General features: G+C 75.6%; 18 protein-coding genes and 1 pseudogene. 13 read left to right on the top strand and 6 right to left on the bottom strand.

What is annotated here, in order from left to right:
* Positions 1 to 143: 143 nt before the first annotated feature.
* From HNR08_RS04885 to HNR08_RS04855, 8 genes and pseudogenes are all read left to right on the top strand, one after another.
* Positions 144 to 1,403: an MFS transporter gene (locus HNR08_RS04885; protein WP_221286314.1), complete on the top strand. Its 1,260-nt coding sequence runs from the start codon at positions 144 to 146 to the stop codon at positions 1,401 to 1,403.
* 3 nt (positions 1,404 to 1,406) lie between these two features.
* Positions 1,407 to 2,309, top strand: a pseudogene (locus tag HNR08_RS04880) (M20 metallopeptidase family protein); the annotation flags it as partial.
* A 151-nt stretch (positions 2,310 to 2,460) separates the two neighbouring features.
* The gene (locus HNR08_RS22600; RefSeq protein ID WP_307724264.1) at positions 2,461 to 2,622 is read left to right on the top strand and encodes a hypothetical protein; all 162 of its coding nucleotides are present in this window, start codon (positions 2,461 to 2,463) and stop codon (positions 2,620 to 2,622) included.
* A 111-nt stretch (positions 2,623 to 2,733) separates the two neighbouring features.
* Positions 2,734 to 4,023 (top strand): EAL and HDOD domain-containing protein, encoded by a 1,290-nt coding sequence (locus HNR08_RS04875; RefSeq protein WP_183834813.1) that lies wholly within the window; start codon positions 2,734 to 2,736, stop codon positions 4,021 to 4,023.
* Between the two features lie 122 nt (positions 4,024 to 4,145).
* Complete coding sequence (locus tag HNR08_RS04870) at positions 4,146 to 4,529, top strand: cold-shock protein (RefSeq protein ID WP_146839831.1); 384 nt, start codon at positions 4,146 to 4,148, stop codon at positions 4,527 to 4,529.
* Between the two features lies 1 nt (position 4,530).
* Positions 4,531 to 5,394 (top strand): DUF3027 domain-containing protein, encoded by an 864-nt coding sequence (locus HNR08_RS04865; RefSeq protein ID WP_146839833.1) that lies wholly within the window; start codon positions 4,531 to 4,533, stop codon positions 5,392 to 5,394.
* Positions 5,391 to 8,516, top strand: a complete 3,126-nt coding sequence (locus HNR08_RS04860) for a sacsin N-terminal ATP-binding-like domain-containing protein (RefSeq protein ID WP_146839835.1) — start codon at positions 5,391 to 5,393, stop codon at positions 8,514 to 8,516. Before HNR08_RS04865 ends, HNR08_RS04860 begins: the two co-directional genes overlap by 4 nt.
* Positions 8,513 to 9,754, top strand: coding sequence for an MFS transporter (locus HNR08_RS04855; RefSeq protein WP_146839837.1), 1,242 nt, complete (start codon positions 8,513 to 8,515; stop codon positions 9,752 to 9,754). Before HNR08_RS04860 ends, HNR08_RS04855 begins: the two co-directional genes overlap by 4 nt.
* A 29-nt stretch (positions 9,755 to 9,783) precedes the next feature.
* On the opposite strand, the gene HNR08_RS04850 is transcribed toward HNR08_RS04855, so the two are convergent.
* The 6 genes from HNR08_RS04850 to flgN all read right to left on the bottom strand — a co-directional run bounded on the left by HNR08_RS04850 (position 9,784) and on the right by flgN (position 14,768).
* Entirely contained in the window at positions 9,784 to 10,026 is a 243-nt protein-coding gene (locus HNR08_RS04850; RefSeq protein WP_146839839.1) for a DUF2530 domain-containing protein, read from the bottom strand.
* 240 nt (positions 10,027 to 10,266) lie between these two features.
* Positions 10,267 to 11,496 carry an EAL and HDOD domain-containing protein gene (locus HNR08_RS04845; protein WP_146839840.1) on the bottom strand — a complete coding sequence of 410 codons (1,230 nt, stop codon included), beginning with the start codon at positions 11,494 to 11,496 and terminating at the stop codon, positions 10,267 to 10,269.
* Between the two features lie 19 nt (positions 11,497 to 11,515).
* Positions 11,516 to 11,941, bottom strand: a complete 426-nt coding sequence (locus HNR08_RS04840; RefSeq protein WP_146839842.1) for a flagellar assembly protein FliW — start codon at positions 11,939 to 11,941, stop codon at positions 11,516 to 11,518.
* Complete coding sequence (flgL, locus tag HNR08_RS04835) at positions 11,938 to 12,834, bottom strand: flagellar hook-associated protein FlgL (RefSeq protein ID WP_146839844.1); 897 nt, start codon at positions 12,832 to 12,834, stop codon at positions 11,938 to 11,940. Before flgL ends, HNR08_RS04840 begins: the two co-directional genes overlap by 4 nt.
* Positions 12,831 to 14,249 (bottom strand): flagellar hook-associated protein FlgK, encoded by a 1,419-nt coding sequence (gene flgK, locus HNR08_RS04830; RefSeq protein ID WP_146839846.1) that lies wholly within the window; start codon positions 14,247 to 14,249, stop codon positions 12,831 to 12,833. Before flgK ends, flgL begins: the two co-directional genes overlap by 4 nt.
* 33 nt (positions 14,250 to 14,282) lie before the next feature.
* Entirely contained in the window at positions 14,283 to 14,768 is a 486-nt protein-coding gene (gene flgN, locus HNR08_RS04825; protein ID WP_146839848.1) for a flagellar export chaperone FlgN, read from the bottom strand.
* A 360-nt stretch (positions 14,769 to 15,128) separates the two neighbouring features.
* Here flgN and HNR08_RS04820 point away from each other — a divergent pair, with 360 nt between their 5' ends.
* The 5 genes from HNR08_RS04820 (at position 15,129) to HNR08_RS04800 (ending at position 19,834) form a co-directional block, all read left to right on the top strand.
* A complete protein-coding gene (locus tag HNR08_RS04820) occupies positions 15,129 to 16,007 on the top strand; it encodes a sigma-70 family RNA polymerase sigma factor (RefSeq protein ID WP_246803149.1) in 879 nt (292 codons plus the stop codon).
* Positions 16,008 to 16,204: 197 nt separating this feature from the next.
* Positions 16,205 to 17,458 carry a flagellin N-terminal helical domain-containing protein gene (locus tag HNR08_RS04815; RefSeq protein ID WP_146839850.1) on the top strand — a complete coding sequence of 418 codons (1,254 nt, stop codon included), beginning with the start codon at positions 16,205 to 16,207 and terminating at the stop codon, positions 17,456 to 17,458.
* A gap of 120 nt (positions 17,459 to 17,578) precedes the next feature.
* Positions 17,579 to 18,946, top strand: a complete 1,368-nt coding sequence (gene fliD / locus HNR08_RS04810) for a flagellar filament capping protein FliD (RefSeq protein WP_146839852.1) — start codon at positions 17,579 to 17,581, stop codon at positions 18,944 to 18,946.
* Positions 18,947 to 18,978: 32 nt separating this feature from the next.
* Entirely contained in the window at positions 18,979 to 19,416 is a 438-nt protein-coding gene (gene fliS / locus HNR08_RS04805) for a flagellar export chaperone FliS (protein ID WP_146839854.1), read from the top strand.
* Positions 19,406 to 19,834, top strand: coding sequence for a hypothetical protein (locus HNR08_RS04800; RefSeq protein ID WP_146839855.1), 429 nt, complete (start codon positions 19,406 to 19,408; stop codon positions 19,832 to 19,834). Before fliS ends, HNR08_RS04800 begins: the two co-directional genes overlap by 11 nt.
* Positions 19,835 to 19,934: the final 100 nt, after the last annotated feature.

Genomic DNA, 19,934 nt, shown 5'->3' with positions numbered 1-19,934 from the left:
ATACTGCGATAGGGATCGCCGCCCACGCGGCGCGTCGGTCACCGGCCGGAAACCTGGCGGGTGCACGATGCGGTCCACCGCGCGCCGACCCGACGCGCCGGCAACGGGAGGCAGCGGTGGCGGGTGTGCGCCGGACGCGCGTGGTGGTCGCCAGCACGGCGGGGATCTTCGTCGAGTCCCTGGACTGGACGATGTACGGGCTGCTCGCGCCGTACTTCGCCGGGCAGGTCTTCCCCGGGGACGACCCGGTGGCGAAGGTGCTCGGTGCGTACGCGGTGTTCGCGATCGGGTTCGTGGCGCGGCCGGTCGGGTCGTACCTCATGGGGCGGGTCACCTACACCCGCGGGCGGCGCACCGGGCTGCTGGTGTCCGTGTCGCTGATCGCGGTCGGCTCGGCCCTGATCGCCGTGGCGCCGACGTACGCGGTCGCGGGCTGGTGGGCGGCCGTCGTCGTGGTGGGCGCCCGGGTGCTGCAGGGCATCGCCATGGGCGGCGAGGTCGCCACGGCCGCGACCTACGTGGTCGAGGTGGCGCCCGCCGACCGGCGGCACCGGTACGGGGCGTTCGCGTACTCCGGCGACGCGCTCGGCACCCTCGGCGCCACGGTGGTGCTCGCGGTGCTGCTGGGCGTCCTCGGGGCCGACGCGGTCCGGGACGGCGGGTGGCGGATCGCGTTCGTCGTCGCGGCGCTGTGCGGGCTGCTCGCGCTGTGGATCCGGCGCGGTGTGCCGGAGTCCGAGGTGTTCGAGCGCTCGCGCGCCGAGGGGCCCCAGGCGCCCGGGCCGCTGCTGCGCCGGCACGCCGGGCGGATGGCCCTCGCGTTCATGCTGACCATCGGCTCCACGATGGGCGTCTACTTCGGCTCGGTGTACCTGCCGGAGTTCGCGGGCCACACGGGCCGGTACACCGAGGCGCAGGCGACGTCGCAGCACACGGTCGCCCTGGTCTGCCTGCTGCTGGCGATGATCACGTCGGGCTTCCTGGCCGACCGGTTCGGGCCGCTGGCGCTGATCCGCACCGGGTTCACCGCGGCGGCCGTCCTGGTGGTGCCGCTGATGCTGGCGATGGCGTCGGGCGCCCTGCCGTACGTGGTCGCCGCGCCGCTGTTCACGATCTGCGTCGGGCTCCAGTTCGGCGTCACCCCGGTCGCCGGCGCCCGGCTGTTCCCCGTGCCGATCCGGGCGGTCGGTCTCGGCGTCACGGCCGGGGCCGCGATCGCCCTGTTCGGGGGTACGTTCCTGTTCGTGGCCGAGTGGTTGATCGCGCAGGACGCGCTCCGCCTCGTGCCCGTCTACGCCGCCGCCGGGCTCGCGGTCTCCGCCGTCGGGTCGTGGCTGGTGTCGGAGCGCCTGATGTACCCCGTCGACACGGCGGCGGAGCCGTCCGCCGCGCTGGAGGTCTGATCCGTGCTCGAGCCCGCCGTCCTGTCCGCGCTGCGCGCCGAGGCCGCCGCCCAGCTCCCGGAGATCGCCGCGCTGCGGCACGCCCTGCACCGCACCCCGGAGCTCGGCCTCGACCTGCCGCGCACGCAGCGGCTCGTGCTCGACGCGCTCGCGCCGCTGGACCTGGAGGTCACGACGGGCGCGGGGCTCTCGTCGGTGGTGGCCGTGCTGCGCGGCGGGCGGCCGGGCCCCGCGGTGCTGCTGCGCGGGGACATGGACGCGCTGCCCGTGACCGAGGACTCCGGCGAGGCGTTCGCGTCCGAGAACCCCGGCGTCATGCACGCGTGCGGGCACGACCTGCACACGGCGGGCCTCGTGGGCGCGGCCCGGCTGCTCGCCGCCCGCCGCGCGGAGCTGCCCGGGTCGGTCGTGCTCATGTTCCAGCCCGGCGAGGAGGGCGACCACGGCGCCCGCCTGATGATCGAGGAGGGCGTGCTGGACGCCGCCGGCGAGCGGGTCGTCGCCGCCTACGGCCTGCACGTGATGTCCGCGATCCTGCCGACCGGCCTGGTGACCAGCCGGCCGGGGACGCTGCTCGCCGCCGCCGACACGGTGCACGTCACGGTGCACGGGCGCGGCGGGCACGGCTCGATGCCGCACCTGGCGCTCGACCCGGTGCCGGTGGCCGCCGAGATCGTCCTCGCGCTGCAGCAGATGGTGACGCGGCAGTTCGACGCGTTCGACCCGGTCGTGGTCACCGTGGGGCGCATCGACGCGGGCACCACCGACAACGTCATCCCCGGCGAGGCGCGGATCGAGGCGACGGTCCGCTCGTTCTCCGAGGAGGCGCACAGCCGGGTCCCCGAGCGGTTCGCGCGGGTGTGCGAGGGGATCGCCGCCGCGCACGGCCTCACCGTGACCGTCGACTACCAGCGCGGCTACCCGGTCACCGTGAACACCCCGGAGGAGGTCGACCGGCTCGCGGGGCTCACCCCGGGGGCTGTTCGGGGACCGGGCCTTCTACCCGGCGCCCCAGCCGCTGCCCGGCGCGGAGGACTTCTCCTACGTCCTGGAGGAGGTGCCCGGCACGTACCTCGGCCTGGGCGCCACGCCCGCCGGGGTCGACCCCGCGACCGCCGCCTACAACCACGCGCCCGGGGCCCGGTTCGCCGACGAGGCCCTCGCGGTCGGGCCCGCCGTGCTCGCCGCGCTGGCGCTGGACCGGCTCGCCCAGGGCTGATCAGGGGGTCCATCCGTCGCGGCCCTCAGGTCCCCGGTCACGATGCCGATGAACCTGGTGTCACGCCACAGCGCGGCCCGAGACGAGGGCGGCCGACCGGAAGGGACCCGCATGGCCCCGATCACCGCCGGGCACCTGCCCGGAGCGACGCACGAGGTGTGCGTCGCGCGGCAGGGCATCTACGACGTCCTGAGCCGTCCCATCGGGCACGAGCTGCTGTTCCGCGCCAGCGCCGACGCCGAGGAGTCCGGCGTGCGCCCGGGCATCGACGACAACCGGGCGACGGCCACGGTCATCGTCGCCACGCTCACGGAGTTCGGCGTCGAGGACCTCGCGGGCAACGGCGACCTGTTCGTCAACGTGCCGCGGTCGTTCATCGTCGACGAGCTGCCGGTGGCGCTGGACCCGCACCGCGTCGTGCTCGAGGTGCTCGAGCAGGTCCCCGCGGACGACGAGGTGGTGGCCGGCATCGAGCGGCTGCGCACCCTCGGCTTCGGCATCGCGCTGGACGACTTCGTGCCCGGCGACGCCCGGTGGCGCCTGCTGCCGTACGCCGACTACGTCAAGGTCGACATGTCCGACCTCGGCGACCGGCTCGCGTCGTTCGCGGCCCGGCTGCGCCGCGAGGCCCCGACCGCCGCGCTGGTCGCCGAGCACGTCGAGGACGAGGAGGACTTCCTCGCCGCGCAGGACGCCGGCTTCGACCTGTTCCAGGGCTACCACTTCCGCCGGCCGACGGTGCTCACCCGGCCGGCGCTCGCGCACCACGCGATGGTCGCGGGCCGGCTGCTGGTGCAGCTCGGGGACCCCGGCGTCTCGTACCGCCGGCTCGCCCGGCTGACGGCCGCCGACCCGGCGATCGCGCTCAAGGTGTTCCGCGTCGTCAACTCCGTGTCCGGCGCCGGGCGCACCGTGCGCAACCTGCACCAGGCCCTCGTGCTGCTGGGCCGGGAGCGGCTGCGCGCGATGCTGGTCCTCGAGGTGCTGGCCACGGCCGGTCACCACGACGACGAGATCCCGCTGATGGCGCTCGCCCGCACCCGCGCCGCCGAGATCCTCGCGCCCCAGGACCCGCTGGAGGCGTCGACCGAGGCGCTGGTCCGCATCGTCTCCGAGCTGCTGGACGTCCCGGTCGCGGACCTCGACCCGGAACTGCACCGGTCCCAGCCGAGCGCGCGGGTGGTCGCCGCCTGCGACGTGCTCGACGCGTACCTGGACGCGATCGCCGAGGAGTCGTCGCCGAGCATCCGGTCCCCGTACTCCGCGCTGCACGTCTCGCTGGTGTACCTGACCGCGCTCCGCGAGGCCCGGGCCCTGCTCGCCACGGTCTACCAGCCGTCCACCCGGCTGCAGGCGATCGAGGGCGGCGCCGACCTCGCGGACACCGAGGCCCTCGGCTGAGGGGATCGCCGGTGCCGCCGGCACACGGATGACGGCGGTGCGTGCGCGGCGGTGCCGGTAGCCTGGTGACGTGCGGCCCGACGTCGGGCCGCGCTCGCTTCCGACGACATCAGGGGATCGCAGTGCCCACCGGCAAGGTCAAGTGGTTCGACACCGATCGCGGCTTCGGCTTCATCGCCGCCGACGACGGCACCGAGGTGTTCCTGCACGCCTCCGCCCTCCCCGCGGGCATCGGCACCCCGAAGCCCGGCACCCGCGTCGACTTCGGCGTCGCCGACGGCCGCCGCGGCCCGCAGGCGCTCGCGGTCAAGCTGCTCGACCCGGTGCCGTCCGTGGCCAAGGCCGTGCGCAAGCCCGCGGACGACATGGCGGTCATCGTCGAGGACCTCATCAAGGTGCTCGACCGGGTCGGCAACGACCTGCGCCGCGGCCGCCACCCCGAGAAGTCCCGCGCCACCCAGGTCGCCGCCCTGCTGCGCGCCGTGGCCGACGACCTCGAGGCCTGAGATGGCGGCAGCGACCCAGGACGCGGTGCTCGGCGGCGCCGTCGAGCTCGCCCGCTCCGCCGCGCTCGAGATCGCGGAGCACGCCTCCGACGTCGGCGAGCACCTCGGCTACACCGTGGACGCCGACCGGCTGGTCTCCCACCGGTTCGCCTGCACCGCCCGCGGCTACCGCGGCTGGGTGTGGACGGTCACGCTGTCCCGGGTGCCGCGCGCCCGTACCGCCACCGTGTGCGAAGCCGTGCTGCTGCCCGGCGACGACGCGATCCTCGCGCCCGCCTGGGTGCCGTGGGACGAGCGGCTGCGGCCGGGGGACATCGGCCCCGGGGACGTGCTGCCGTTCCGCGCGGACGACCCGCGCCTCGAACCGGGCTTCGTCCCGACCGGCGACCCCGAGGTCGACGAGGTCGCGATCGGGGAGCTCGCCCTCGCGCGCAACCGGGTGCTGTCGCCCGTCGGGATCGCGGAGGCCGCCGAGCGCTGGTACCGCGGCCGGCAGGGCCCCGCGACGGCCGGGTCCGTCGCGTCCGCCGAGCCGTGCCTGACGTGCGGGTTCCTGGTGCCGCTGCAGGGGCCGCTGGGCACGGTGTTCGGCGTCTGCGTCAACGAGTGGTCGCCGGACGACGGCAAGGTCGTGGCCCTCGAGCACGGGTGCGGTGCGCACTCCGAGACGGACGTCGAGCCGCGGCCGTCGGAGTGGCCGGACGTGCCCGTGGCGCGGGACCTCGTGGTCGAGCCGACCGCGGTCGCCAGGCCCGCCGAGGACGAGCCCGCCGACGTCGTGGTCGAGGTCGGGGAGGTCGCCGTGACCGCCGAGGCCGAGACCGAGGCGGCCCCCGAGCCGCCCGCCGCCCAGCCGGAGCCGTGACCGCCGACGTCTTCGGCACCCGCGCCGTGCGGGACCGGGTGCTGGGGACGTGGCGCGCGGACCCCGGGCGCCTGCGCGAGGACGCGAACACCGAGGAGGACCACGCCCGCGGGTACTACCGCGACCGCGTGGTGGTCGAGCTCGCGCAGAACGCCGCGGACGCGGCCGTGCGCGCCGGCGTGCCCGGGCGGCTGCTGCTGCGGCTGACGGACGACGGCGGCCCGGTGCTGGTCGCGGCGAACACCGGCGAGCCGCTGGACGACGCGGGCGTGGCCTCGCTCGCGTCGCTGCGGGCGTCGTCGTCGCGGGACCGGGCCGCCGACGCCCCGGGGCTGGTCGGGCGGTTCGGCGTCGGGTTCGCCGCGGTGCGCGCGGTGGCGGACGACGTCGCGGTGCTGTCCACGACCGGGGCCGTGCGGTTCTCGCTGGACGACACCCGGCGCGAGCTCGCCCTGGCCGCCGCCGACGTGGGGCCGCTCGCCGACGAGGTCGCGCGCCGGGAGGGCTCGTTGCCGGCGCTGCGCCTGCCACGGGAGCACGAGGGGCGCCCGCCGGAGGGCTACGACACGGCGGTGGTGCTGCGGCTGCGGGACGACCTCGCCGTCGAGGCGGCGCGGGCCATGCTGGCCGGGGTGGGCGACCCGCTGCTGCTCGCGCTGCCGGGGCTGACCGAGATCGTGGTGGAGGACGACCCGGCCGGGGTCCGCCGCCGGGTCGCGGACGTCGACCGCCGGTGGCGCCGGCTGACCGCGACGGGCGAGCTGGACCCCGCGCTGGTCGCGGACCGACCCGTCGAGGAGCGCGCCCGGCGCGGCTGGCGGGTCACCTGGGCGGTGCCGCGCGACGACGCCGGCTGGGAGCACGTCGTGCACGCCCCGACCCCGACCGACGACCCCCTGGACCTCCCGGCGCTGCTCGTCGCGACGCTGCCCCTGGACCCGACGCGGCGCCGCGTCGGGCGCGGCCGGGCCACGGCGGCCCTGCTCGACGTGGCCGCGGACCTCTACGCCCGCCTGGCCGCCGAGGTCGCCGCCGACGGCGGGGACCCGCTGCGCCTCGTCCCGCGCGGCCTGCCCGCCGGCGACCTGGACGCCGACCTGCGGGAGCGGGTGGTCGCGGCGCTGTCCGGCACGCCGCTGCTCCCGCCGGCGGACCCCGACGCGACCGACCCCGTCGAGCCGCAGCGGGCCGTCGCGCTCGCCGGGACGGCCGGTCCCGGGCTGACCCGCGCGCTCGCCCCCTGGTTCGCCGGGCTGGTGGTGGTCCCCGACGGCGGGCTCGCCGCGGCGCGGGCGCTGGGCGTCGAGGTGCGCGACGTCGCCGACGTGGTGGAGGAGCTGCCCGCCGCGGCCGGCCTGCCCCCCGAGCGGTGGCGCGCGCTGTACCGGGCGCTCGCACCGGCCGTCGCGGACCCGCTGGTGCGCGAGGCGCTGGCCGGGCTGCCGGTGCCGCTCGCGGACGGGCGGGTCGTGCGGGGCGCCCGGGGTCTGCTGCTGCCCGCCGCCGGGGCGCAGGACCCCGCGGTCGCGGCCGCGCTGCGCACCCTCGGCCGGTGGGGCGTCCGGCTGGTCGACCCGGCCGCGGCGGACGACGTCCTGGAGCGGCTCGGCGCCGCGCCCGCCGACCCGGCCGCGCTGCTCGCGCACCCCGGCGTCCGGCAGGCCGTGCTGGACCAGGCCGGCGAGGACGACCTGACGGTCGCCGAGGAGGTCAGCGCCGCGGTGCTCGCGCTGGTCCGGGCGGCGACGGACGACCCGGACGCCGTCCCGGACGGCGGGGCGCCGGTCCCGGCCGGGCGGGCCGTGCTCGGCCTGGTGACCCTGCGCGCCGCCGACGGCGAGCCCACCCCGGCGCACGGGCTCGTGCTGCCGGGCTCCACCGCCGCCGCGCTGCTCGACCCCCGGGTGCTCGCGCCCGTCGAGGACGCGGCCGTGGACCGGTGGGGCGCCGCCGCGCTCGCCGCCGTGGGCGTCCGGGCGGACCTCGTGCCGCTGGTGCTGACCGACGTGCCGGCCGGGGTCGGTGCGCTGGGGGCCGACGAGGACGCCGAGCTCGTCACGGAGACCCTGGACGGCTGGGACGCGTGGCTCGCCCACGTCGCGGACGTGCTGGGCGAGGGGGAGACGCTGCCCGAGGTGGTGGCCGTCGCCGACCTGGACGCGGTGCACCCGGACGCGTGGCCCCGGCTGCTCGCGCACCTGGCCGAGCCGGGACCGCTGCGCGCCGCCGTCCTCGACCCGGTGCGGGCCGAGGGGCTGCCCGGCACCGCCCCCTCGTACACCGCCTGGTGGTTGCGGCACCGGTCCGGGCTGCCCCTGGTGGCCCCGTTCGCCGCCGCCGGGGCGGAGCCCGCCGTCGTCCGCCTGCTGCCGCCCGCGCCGCCGGAGGTCGCGGGACTCGACCCGGCGGTGCAGGCAGCCCTCGGCGGCGTCGCGCGGCTGGCCGACGTGCCGCCGGACGGGTGGAACCGGCTGCTGCGCGCCGCCGCGCCGGTGGGCGCCCCCGTGGACGTGACGCTCGCGGCGGCGGTCTGGTCCGCCTGGTCCGCCCTCGCCGCCGCCGGGCCGCTGCCCGATCTCGACGTGCTCCCCGCGCTGGTGGCGCCGGACCGGGTCGCGCTCGTGCACGCCGAGGACGCCGCCGTCGCTCCAGCGCCGATGTGGTGGCAGCGCAGCGACGTCGCGGCCATGGTCCCGGTCGCCGGGGCCGCCCCGGGGACCGACCCCGCCGACCCCGAGGACCTCGCGGACGCGCTCGGCCTGCCGCTCGCCGGCGACCTGGCGGACGGCCGGGTCGGGGAGGACGACGGCGACGACGCCGGCACGCTCGCCCCGACGCCCGCCGCGGTGCGCACGCTGCTGCCCGGGGCGCCCGGCACCTGGGTGGAGCACGAGACGCTGCGCGTGGACGGCGTGCCCGTGGACTGGTGGGTGGACGGCGCCGGGCCCGACGCGGTCGTGCACGCCACCCACCTGGCCGGCCTCGCGCGCGGGCTGGCGCAGGCCGCCGGGGCGTGGCGGCTGCGGCACGCCGTCGAGCTGGCGCTGGTCGAGCCGGAGCGGGCCGCCGAGCTCGCCGTGGAGCAGGTCGCCGATCCCGGGGGCATGATGGGCGGGCGATGACCCGCTCCCTCCTGACCTCGGCCTACCTGCCCGCGCTGCTGTACGAGACCGGGCTCGGCGCCGTCACCCCGGTCGTCGCCCTCGTCGCCGCGCAGCTCGGCGCCGGCCTGGACACCGCGGCGCTCGTGGTCGCGCTGGTCGGGGTCGGGCAGATCCTCGGCGACGTCCCCGCCGGGGCGCTCGCGGCGCGGGTCGGCGACCGCCGGGCGATGATCGTCGCGGCCGGCGTCGCCTGCGTGGCGCTGGCCACCTGCGCCCTCGCGCCGACGCTGCCGGTCCTCGGGGCCGGCGTCCTGGTCATGGGGGCCGCCTCGGCGGTGTTCCACCTGGCCCGGCAGGCCTACCTGACCGAGGTCGTGCCCGTCGTGAACCGGGCGCGCGCGCTGTCCACCCTCGGCGGGGTCGCGCGGATCGGCGTCTTCCTCGGGCCGTTCCTCGGGGCCGGGGTGCTGCACGTCGCGGGGCTGCGGTCGGTGTTCTGGCTGGCGGTCGGGACCAGCGTCGCCGCGGCGCTCGTCGTCGGCCTGGCCGGCGACGTCGAGGACCCCCGGTCGGCGCCGCGCGGCCGGCCCGCCGTGTCCACCGCGTCCCTGGTCCGCCGGCACGCCCGCCTGCTCGCGACCCTCGGCCTCGCCGTCGTCCTGGTCGGCGCCGTGCGGGCCACCCGGCAGGTCGTGCTGCCGCTGTGGTCCGAGCACCTGGGCCTCGAGCCGGCGACCACCAGCCTCGTGTTCGGCATCTCCGGCGCCGTCGACATGCTGCTGTTCTACCCGGCGGGCAAGGTCATGGACCGCTACGGGCGGCTGTGGGTGGCGGTGCCGTCGATGGTGGTGCTCGGCGGGGCGATCGCCGCGCTGCCGCTGACGAGCACCGTCGGCGGGCTGACCGTCGTCGCGATGGTGATGGGGTTCGGGAACGGGATCGGCTCCGGGATCCTCATGACGCTCGGCGCCGACGTCGCGCCGGCCGTCGGGCGGGCGCAGTTCCTCGGGGTGTGGCGGGTGTTCCAGGACTCCGGGGCGGCCGCCGGGCCGCTGGTGGTGTCGGCGGTCGCGGCGGCGGGGAGCCTCGCGGCGGGGATCGTCACGATGGGGGCGGCCGGGGTCGTCGCGGCGGGGGCGCTCGCGGCGTTCGTGCCGCGGTGGTCGGAGCACGCGACCGGTCGGACGCGGGCCCGGGCGGCGGCGGCGCGGGCGGGCGGCGCGGCGGGGGCGCCGGGCGGCGCGGCTGAGGCGTAGCGGCGGCGCGGCGGGGGCGTAGCGGCGGGTCAGCGCCCGGGTCGGCGGCGGGTCCAGGCCAGCCCGGCGACGCCCAGCAGCGCGCCCACCGCGCAGGTCCACACCCCGTTCGGCGCGGCGGCATCGGTCAGCCACAGCACCAGCGCGACGACCAGCGCCACCAGCCACGCCACGATCCCCACGAGGAACACCGGCCGCAGGCTCACCGGCACCGGGTCGGGGGCGGGCTTGCGCTGCTCGGGTCGCAGGGCGAGGCGGATGAACGACGGCACGCCCCCACCCTAGGCCGTCCGCGCCCGGCCCCCGGGCCGCGTCCGCTGCTCTGAGTGGAACGTTCTGCCGGACACGCCGACGGCGTGTCGGTCCGAACCCTCCACTCGGTGCGGGCGGGGCAGTGCCTCCCGGTCGCCGAGATCGGTGGTTCGCGCCGAGATCGGTCGTCGGGGCGACCGATCTCGGTCGCAGGCACCGATCTCGGCGCGGGAGGGGGCGGGGCGGCCGTCGGCGCCGGGTCAGTCGCCGAAGGCCAGGGCCGTGGCCGTGCCCAGGGCCGCCGGCACGGCCGCGAGGTACGCGTGCGCCACGTCCCAGGGCTCCAGGCCCGTGGCCTGGACGGCGGCGGTGTCGTTCTCCTCGTGCGCGAGCACCGCGGCGAGGACGTGCCCGAGGCGGCCCTCGTGCCGGAGCAGCGCCGCGGACAGCGCGTCGGACACCCCGGTGCGCGTGACGAGTTCGGTGAGGTCGATGGACTGCTGCGCCGCGACGGCGGACAGCAGGCCGACGGTGTACCCGGCGTCGTCGCCGGCGAGGGTGTGGCACGCGGTGGCCCGGGTGAGGATCGACCAGAGCGAAGCGACCGACGTCGGCCGGGCGTCGATGAGCGAGGCGATCGCGAGCGCGTGCAGCTGGCGGGGGCCGACGAGGACGACGGCCTGGAGCACGGAGTCGATCTCCCGCCGCAGCCCGAACGCCGACGAGTTCACCAGGTGCAGCACCCGCATCGAGAGCTCCGGGTCGGCGGCGACGGTGCTGACGACGGCCTGCTGGTCGACGGGCTCCTGGCCGAGGACGCGCACCAGCTCGAGGCACTGCACCTCGCCGGCGGAGAACGCCCGCCGCACGGGGGCGGTGTCGCGGTGGAACATCGGGCCCTGGAGCAGGTCGGCGTCCAGGGACAGCGCGAGCTCGACGCGGGCGGCGTCGTCGGCGTGCTCGGCGACGACCGTGGCCCCGGCGGCGTGCGCGCGGGACACGAGCTCGGCGCAGTGGTCGGGTCCGCGCTGCAGGTCGATCTTCACGACGGACACGCGGTCGAGCAGCCGGTCCTGGGACAGGGAGCCGTCGTAGTCCGCCAGCGCGAGCCGGACGCCGCGGGCCGTGGCGGCGGCCGCGAGCGTGTCGACGTCCTCCCGGCGGGCGAGCGACGGCGTGATCTCCAGCATGAGCCGGGAGGTGTCGTACCAGACGGCCGCGGTGCCGGCGAGCAGCCCGGCCGTCGCCCGCAGCATGACCGGCCGGTCCGCGGCGAGGCCCGTGAGGTCCAGGCGCCGGTAGGCGGTCTCGGTGGCCGCCTCGATCGCCTCGTCGGGCAGGGGCGCGCCGCTGGGCCCGCCGACCAGCACCCGCACGGCGTAGCCGTACACCGCGCGGTCCGGGTGCACGACGGGCTGCCGCAGGATGGTGGTCCCGCCCCCGCCGATCGGGGTCGTCGCGGCCGCGTCGCCGCCGGGGGTGGAGGTCATGGCGGGGTCTCCTCGGGCGTCAGGCCGCGTGGCCGAGTGGGGCGCGCAGCGGCCAGTCCTCCGTGAGCACGGTCTGGACGGCCTGCCCGCTGGCGGGGTCGAGCACGAGCGGCGCCAGCAGGTTCGCGGTGGGCGGCTCGCCGCCGGCGGCCGGCCGCACGACGACCAGGCGGACGGCGTGCTGCGGGTCCGTCCCCAGCGACGCGAGCACCTCGGCGTCGATCGCCGGCGCGTAGCCCGGGAAGAACGCCTCGGGGTCGACGACGAACAGCCGCACCGGCCGCGCGCCGTCGGGCTCGGACCGCAGGGCGTAGAGCACGCCCGAGTCGTCCAGCGGGGTGAGCGTGAAGTCCGCGTACCCGGCGAGGCCCGGCATGGGCGCGCGCAGGTGCAGGTGCTCGGGCAGGTGGCTGCGACGCGGGGCGTCGACGGTCTCGGCGCTCATCGGAGGAAGTCCAGGAGGGTCGGCTGCAGGACCTTGGCGGCGGCGCCGAGGGCGCCCTGGTACGCGACCTCCTGCGACTGCAGGTCGAGGATGATCTGCGCGAGGTCGACGTCCTGGATGGCGCCCAGGCGCGTCTTGGCGGTGATCTGGTTCGCCGAGATGACGTCCTGCGCGGAGTCGATCTGGTTCTGCCGCGCACCGTTCGACGAGAGCTCGGTGAGCATGTTGTCGAGGTGGACGTCGATCTGGTCGAGGTGCGTCGAGGGGTCGAAGTCCGTCGTGGTGTCCCGCAGCGCGGTGACGATGTCGTCGAGCGCCTGGAAGACGGACGTGGCTCCGGAGCCGAACACGGCCGACCCGGCCGAGTCGACGCGCACGGTCGTGCCGCTCGCCACCGTGCGGTCCACGCTCGCGCCGGCGGCGCCGCGGAAGGCGTAGGTGGTGGTGTCGAACGCGTCGCCGGAGACGGTCCCGGCGAAGACCGACCGGCCCAGGTACGTGGTGTTCGCCTGGGCGAGCAGCCCGTCCCGCAGCCCCTCGATCTCCTGGGCGAGCGCCTGCCGCGACGTCTCGCCGAGCGCGCCGCTGCCGCCCTGCACGGTGAGCGTGCGGGCCTTGCGGAGCGAGGCGAGCGACGTGGTCAGCGCGCTGTCCACGGTCAGCAGCCAGGCCTCGCCGTCCGCCGCGTTGCGGCTGTACTGCTCGAGCAGGCGCTGGTCGCCCTGGATGCGCAGGACGTCCGCGGTGCCGCCCGGGTCGTCGGAGGCGCGGTTGATCTTCTGCCCGGAGGACATCTGCGCCTGCAGGTCGGACATCTTCTGCAGGTTCGTCTGCAGGTTGCCCAGCGTCGAGTTCCGCACCGTGAAGTGCGTGACGCGCCCGATCGTGGTCATCGGCCCACCACCCCCGTCCGGTTGATCAGCGTGTCGAGCATCTCGTCCACCGCGGTGAGCACGCGGGCCGCGCCCTCGTACGCGCGCTGGAACGCGAGCATGTTGACCGTCTCCTCGTCGGTGTCGACCGAGGTCTGGGCGAGCTGCGCGGCGGAGGCGGTGGCGCGCGCGGCCTCGGCGACGGTGGCGCGCGAGGTGGCGCTCGCCGACTTCACGCCCAGGTCGACGACGAAGGCCGACCACAGCGCGTCGGGGCCGTCCGCGGCCTTCGCGAGGCCGGCGATCTTCTCGCCGATCTTCCCGTCGAACTCCTCGGTCGCGCTGCCGGAGACCGCGATGTCCGCGGGGTTCGTGATCGCGACGGCGAGGCTCTTCGCCGGGTGGGCGAGGTCGAGGGAGAAGAAGTCGATCCCCGTGCGGCCGTCGGCGGTGAACCCGTCCTGGTGGATGTCGTTCACCTGCGTGGCGATCTCGGTGGCGATGCCGTCGAGCTCGGCCGCCGCGCTGGTGAGCACGCCGCCGTCGGCCTCCGGCGCGAGGACCGTGAGCAGGCCCGCGACGGTGCCGCCCTCGAGCCCGGCGGGGTGGCCCGACTTCGCCCACTGGATGCTGACCGTGCCGCCGTCGACCGCGCCCTGGAAGGACTTCGGGCTGCTCGGCGCCACCTGCAGGGCGTTGGCGCTGCCGCCGGACACCAGCGCGTTGCCGGCGACCATGACGTCGACCGAGCCGTCGGCGTTGGTGCGCGTGGACGCGCCGACCAGGCCGGACAGCTGCGTGACGAGCAGGTCGCGCTGGTCCATCAGCTCGTTGGCGGAGCCGCCGGCGTTCGTGATCGCGAGGATGCGGGTGTTGAGGTCCGCGACGTTGGTGGCCGTGGTGTTGACCTGGGTGACGAGGGACGTCGTGGTGGTCAGCGCCTGCTGCCACTGGGTCGCGACGTCCTCGTACATCGTGCCGAGGCGGTCCGCCACGGCCTTGCCGCGCTCGAGCAGTACCGAGCGGTTCGCGGTGGTGCCCGAGGAGTTGGCGACGTCGGACCAGGCGTTCCAGAAGTTCGTGAGGTCCTTCGAGAACCCGGTCGTCGACGGCTCGCCGATGGTGCTCTCGAGCGTCTTGTACTCGGTGGCGACCGTGGCGAGGCGGGCGGCGCCGGAGGTCTCGTTCCGCAGCCGCGCGTCCAGGAACACGTCGCCCAGCCGCTCGATGCCGGTCACGGCCGTGCCGAGCCCCACGCCGTTCGTGGTGGAGAACATCGACGGGACGGTGGCGGCCGGCAGCGACGCGAGCGCGGCGCGCTGGCGGGTGTAGCCGACGGTGTTGGCGTTCGCCACGTTCTGCCCCGACACCTCGAGCGCCTGGCGCTGCGCGATCAGGGAGCTCAGGGCGGTGCCCAGTCCGGAGAAGGTGCTCAACGGGTCCTCTTCCTCGGGTTCCTCGGTGGCCGGTCAGAACGACCGGTCGAGCAGCTGCGCGCTGCGGTCGGCCTCGGCGGTGGTGTGACCCTGCGGGTCGTAGGTCTGCACGGACTCCTGCAGGGACATGAGCGTCTCCTGCGTGGCCCGGTGCGACATGGCGAGCAGCTCGCGGTTGCCGTCGGCGAGCTGGGCGATCTCGGTGGTCAGCTGCACGAACGCGTCCCGGTGCGCCTGGAGCAGATCGTCCCAGGGGGCGGGGGCGTGCGCGGCGAGCGCCTGCAGCGTCGACCCGGGCTCCAGGCCCAGCTCGAGCCCGACGGCGTCGGCCTCGACGGAGCGGCCGAGCTCGGCGTCGCGGATCTGGTCCAGGACGGTCTCGACCTCCCGGGTGGCGTGCGCGAGCCAGCGCGTGCGTCCGCTGGTGAGCACGAGCTGCTCCTCCTCGAGCTTGAACAGCAGCAGCTCGAGCAGACGGCGCTCGGTCCACAGGACGTCGGACAGCTCGCTCAGGGCCATCGCCGAGAGCCCCCTTTCCGGGCGGGTGGTTGCGTCGCTGGTCCGGCCGGCGGGTCGCCGGGCGGCACGTCTGTCCTATCGGGACGTGGGGGGCCGACCTGAGCGAAATCGGACAGGTCGCGTCCGTCGGCGCGGCGGCCTGCGCAGACGCGTGCTCGATACAGGCTCCGTGTCGTGTCAGCAACCGCTCGGCTGTGATCTGTGTCACATCAGGCGGCCGCACCGCGGAGCTATGGGGTCGCATGTCCGTTTTGTCGGTCCGGAACGTCCGAAATGGCCGAGCAAGTCGGATAAATCGGATACTCAGGAACTTCCTGGCAATCGCTCAAGCCGCCTTTCGGTCGGGTCGAGAACCGGTCCGTGAACAGCTCCGCAGCCGCACCCGCCGCCGCCGTCGACGACCTCGTCGTCGCGCACATGCCGCTCGTCGGTTACCACGTCAGCGAGGTCCTGTCCCGGGTCCCCGCCACCGTCAGCCGTGAGGACCTCGTGTCCGCCGGCCACCTCGCGCTGGTGCTCGCCGCCCGCGCGTACGACGCGGACACCGGAGTCCCGTTCGCCCGCTACGCCGCGCTGCGCATCCGCGGCGCGCTGATCGACGAGCTGCGCTCGATGGACTGGGCGTCCCGCGGCGCCCGGCACCGCGCCCGCGAGCTCTCGGCGGCCAGCGACCGGCTCACCGCCGCGCTCGGCCGCACCCCCTCGCGCGAGGAGCTCGCGCAGGCGCTCGGCACCGACCTCGCGGCCGTCGACCAGGCCCGGCAGGACGCGGAGCGCCGGGTGCTGTCCATCGACGCGACCGTGCACCCCGTGGCGGAGCTCGTCCGCGACGAGGCGCCCGGCCCGGAGGAGAGCGTGCTGACCGGCGAGCGCCTGCGGTACCTGCGCGCCGCCGTGGAGACCCTGCCCGACCGGCTGCGCACCGTGATCGAGGGCCTGTTCCTGCAGGACCGGTCCGTCGCGGAGCTGGCCGACGAGCTCGGCGTCACGCAGTCCCGGATCAGCCAGCTGCGCACCGAGGGCCTGGCCCTCATGCGCGACGGCCTGAACGCCAGCCTCGACCCCGACCTGGTGCCGGTCGCCGAGCGGCCCGACGGCGTGGCGGAGCGCCGCCGGCGGACCTACTTCGCGGCGGTCGCGTCGCGCGCCGCCATGACGGCCGCGAGCCACCAGGCCGAGGTCGCCCGCGCGGTGCCCACGCCGTTCGACGGCGACACCCGCGCGACCGCGGTGGTCTGACCCCGCGGGACCTCCCGCACGGCGCAGGGCGCCGGCCGCACGCCGCGGCCGGCGCCCTGCGCCGTTCCGCGTGCGGGCCGCGGACCCCCGGACGGGTGAACCGGAGCGTTTCCCTCAGAGGTCCCCGCGGGCGGTCGAAGGTCATGGGTGAGCCCACGGATGGGCCACCTCGACCCGAATCAAGGAGGAAGAGAACCATGGGTCTCTCCGTCAACACCAACATCGCGGCGCTGAACGCGTACCGCAACCTGTCCAGCACCCAGAACGACCTGAGCAAGTCGCTCGAGAAGCTCTCGAGCGGCCTCCGCATCAACCGGGCTGCGGACGACGCGGCTGGTCTGGCGATCTCCGAGGGTCTCCGCGCCCAGATCGGTGGCACCACCCAGGCCGTGCGCAACGCCCAGGACGGCATCTCCGTCGTCCAGACCGCTGAGGGTGCGCTCACCGAGACGCACTCGATCCTGCAGCGCATGCGGACCCTGTCCGTGCAGGCGGCGAACGAGGGTGGTCTGTCCGACACCGCCAAGGGCAACATCCAGGACGAGATGAAGCAGCTCCAGACCGAGCTGACCCGCATCTCCGACACCACGCAGTTCAACGGCAAGAAGCTGCTGGACGGCTCCTACCAGGGTGTCTTCCAGGTCGGCGCCAACACGTCGTCCCAGGACAAGATCACGGTCGACATCAAGACGCTGTCGGGTCAGGGCCTCGGCGCCCTGGGCCTCGGCGTGGCGGACCTCGACGTGACCAAGACGATGGCCACCAAGGGCGCGACGGTCACCGGCGGTGCCACCGTCGACCTGACCACCGCGACCGCGCCGGCCGGCCTCGAGGCCAACGGCAAGGCCCTGGACCTGAGCGGCTGGAAGACCTCGGCGCAGGCCGGCGGCATCAACGAGGCCAAGGTCGCGAACGCGGCGGTCCTCGAGAAGGCCCTGTCCACCGCGCTCGACGGCTCCTCCTGGACCGCGTCGGTCACGGTCGACACCGCCGGTGCGGCCACCGTGTCCTTCACCTCCAGCAAGGTGTTCGCGGACGACGCGGGCGTCCTGCCGGGCGGCACGGGCTTCGTCGCGGCCGAGGGCAACGCCAACGCCCTGGCCGACCTGGACCTGGCGGGTGGCTTCGCCACCGGTGCCACGGCCGCGAACAACGCGGACGTGACCGTGGACGGCGCCAAGTACGCCATCGACGCGATCGACAAGGCGATCACCGCCGTCTCCCAGGTGCGTTCCGGTCTGGGTGCCGTGCAGAACCGCTTCGACCACACCATCAACAACCTCAACGTCGCGGTGGAGAACCTGACCGCGTCGGAGAGCCGGATCCGCGACACGGACATGGCCTCGGAGATGGTGTCCTACACGCGGGCGTCGATCCTGTCGCAGGCCGGCACCGCGATGCTCGCCCAGGCCAAGTCGCTGCCGCAGAGCGTTCTCCAGCTCCTGCAGTGATCTGACCGCCCCCGCCGGTGACGGCGGAGGCAACCGCACGACCGGCCAGGCGGTGGGTGGACGACCGTCCCCCACCGCCTGGCCGCATCACGAGAGCCCCACGAGAGGACCGGCACGCACATGACGACCGGCATCGGCATCGACGGCCTGATCAGCGGCATGAAGACGTCGGAGATCATCGACAAGCTCATCGCCGTCGAGGCGAACCAGCAGACGCTGCTGGCGAGCAAGAAGACCGGGCTGCAGTCCGTCGTCACCGCCCTGCAGTCGCTCAACACCAAGGTCGCCTCGCTGGGCACCGCGGCCACCACCGCGCTCAAGCCTGCTTCGTGGCTCGCCACCTCCGCCACGTCGTCGCGCGAGTCCGTCACCGCGGTCACGTCGGAGGGCGCGCAGCCGTCCTCCGTGACGTTCCGGGTCGACACGCTCGCCGCGTCGCAGGCGACGCTCTACACGCTGCCGTCGAACTACACCGACGAGAAGCCGTCGTTCACCCTCACGCGGGGCGGCGAGACCACGACGGTCACCGCGCTCAGCTCCCACATCGGCGACATCGTCGCGGCCTTCAACGCCGAGGGCACCGGCGTCACCGCCTCCGCGGTCAACGTGGGCACGGCGTCCGCGCCGGTGTACCGCCTGCAGCTCACCGGCACCGAGACGGGCGCGGAGAACGGCTTCACGCTGACCGCGACCAACCCCGGCACCGGGACGGACGACACCCCGCTCGTGACGCAGGACCTGCGCAGCGCCACGAACGCGACGATCGTGCTCTGGCCCGGCACGTCGGGCTCGACCCCCGTGACGTCGTCGACCAACACCTTCGAGGACCTGCTCACGGGTGTGGACGTCACCGTGAGCGCCACCTCGACCGAGGCCGTGACGGTCGACGTCAAGCGCAACGCCAGCGCCATCTCCTCGCTCGCCTCGAACCTCGTCACCAACCTCAACGCCGTGCTGGGTGACATCGCGGACCGGACGAAGGCAGGCAACGGGACCGCCGCGGACGGCAGCTCGATCCTCACGGGCGGGCTGTTCTCCGGGAACACCGCCGTGCGGTTCCTCCAGCAGGACCTGCTGGCGGCGGGATCGATGTCGGTCGGCGGCAAGTCCGCGGCCGAGGTCGGCATCGTCGTCGGCAAGGACGGCACGTTCAGCTTCGACTCGGCCACGTTCGCCACCGCGTACGCGGCCGACCCGGCCGGGGTGCAGCAGGTGATCGAGGCGATCGCCGGCAAGCTCGAGTCGACGGCCACGGCTGCCTCCGACGCGACCAAGGGGACGCTCACCGAGCAGATCTCCACCAACCAGGACGAGGTCCAGAACCTCACGGACCGGATCGCGGGCTGGGACACCCGGCTCGCCACGCGGCGGGCTGCGCTCGTCAAGACCTACGCGGCCATGGAGGTGGCGATGTCGAAGATGCAGTCCACCTCCAACTTCCTGTCGCAGCAGCTCGCTCAGCTCAACGCCAACAGCTCCTCGAGCTGAGCGCCGACCCGATCACAGAACGGAGGGCTGTCGTGTACGACATCCGGACCCGGTACCTCGCGGACGCCGTCGCCACCGCGGGCCCCGGCAAGCTCCTCACGATGCTGTTCGACCGTCTCCTGCTCGACATCGACCGGGCGGAGGCGGCGCTGCGCGACGGTGACCGCGTCGCCGGCACCCAGCAGCTCGCCCACGCCCAGGAGATCGTCGCGGAGCTGATCGCGAACCTGGACGTCGAGGGCTGGGACGGCGGCGACCGGCTCCTCTCGATCTACACGTACCTGCTCTCGGAGCTCATCGGGGCCGGCCTCGCCGCCGACGCGGACCGCGCGGCCGCGTGCCGCGCGGTGGTCGCCCCGCTGGCCGCGACCTGGCGGGAGGCCGCCGAGGTCGTGGCGCAGGACGTCCCCGCGCCGCGCCCCGCCCCGGCGGCCGAGGGTCTCGGCCTCGGGGTGCTCGGTGTCGGCTGACCGGCCCGCCGTCGGCGCGGTGACCGCGACCGCCGAGGCGCCGGACGTGGACGGGTTCGTCGACCCGGGGCCGGGCGGTGGCGGGTCGCGCCGGCACCCGGACCGCGAGGCGGCGTGGGCGCACGCGCTCGCGGAGATGGAGTCGGTGGCGGACCAGGCGGAGGCGCTGCTGCGCGCCGCCCGTGCGGCGGAGGACGCCCCCGAGGTCGCCCTCACCGAGCCGTGGCGCGTGCCCCGCGGGCTCGGGGCCTTGCCGGCGGTGCTCGCGCCCCGGGCGGCCGCGTTGGTCGAGCGGCAGCGCGACCTGGTCCAGCGGACGGCCGAGCAGCTCGGTGAGCACCGCCGGACGCTGCGCATGACCGAGGCGATGCGGACGCGCGCCGCGGCCTCCCCGGTCTACCTCGACGCCGAGGCCTGACCCGCCGGAGGGAGCACCCGGACCCGCCCGGGTGGGGACGGGAGCGGGCGAAGCGGACACAACGTGCGTATCGCGTCCGCCGGGCGGGTGACGTGGCAAG

This window comes from Cellulomonas hominis (assembly GCF_014201095.1).
Lineage (GTDB): Bacteria > Actinomycetota > Actinomycetes > Actinomycetales > Cellulomonadaceae > Cellulomonas > Cellulomonas hominis.
The sequence above is the reverse complement of the archived record's forward strand: the minus strand, read 5'-3'. Positions and strand labels throughout refer to the sequence as shown.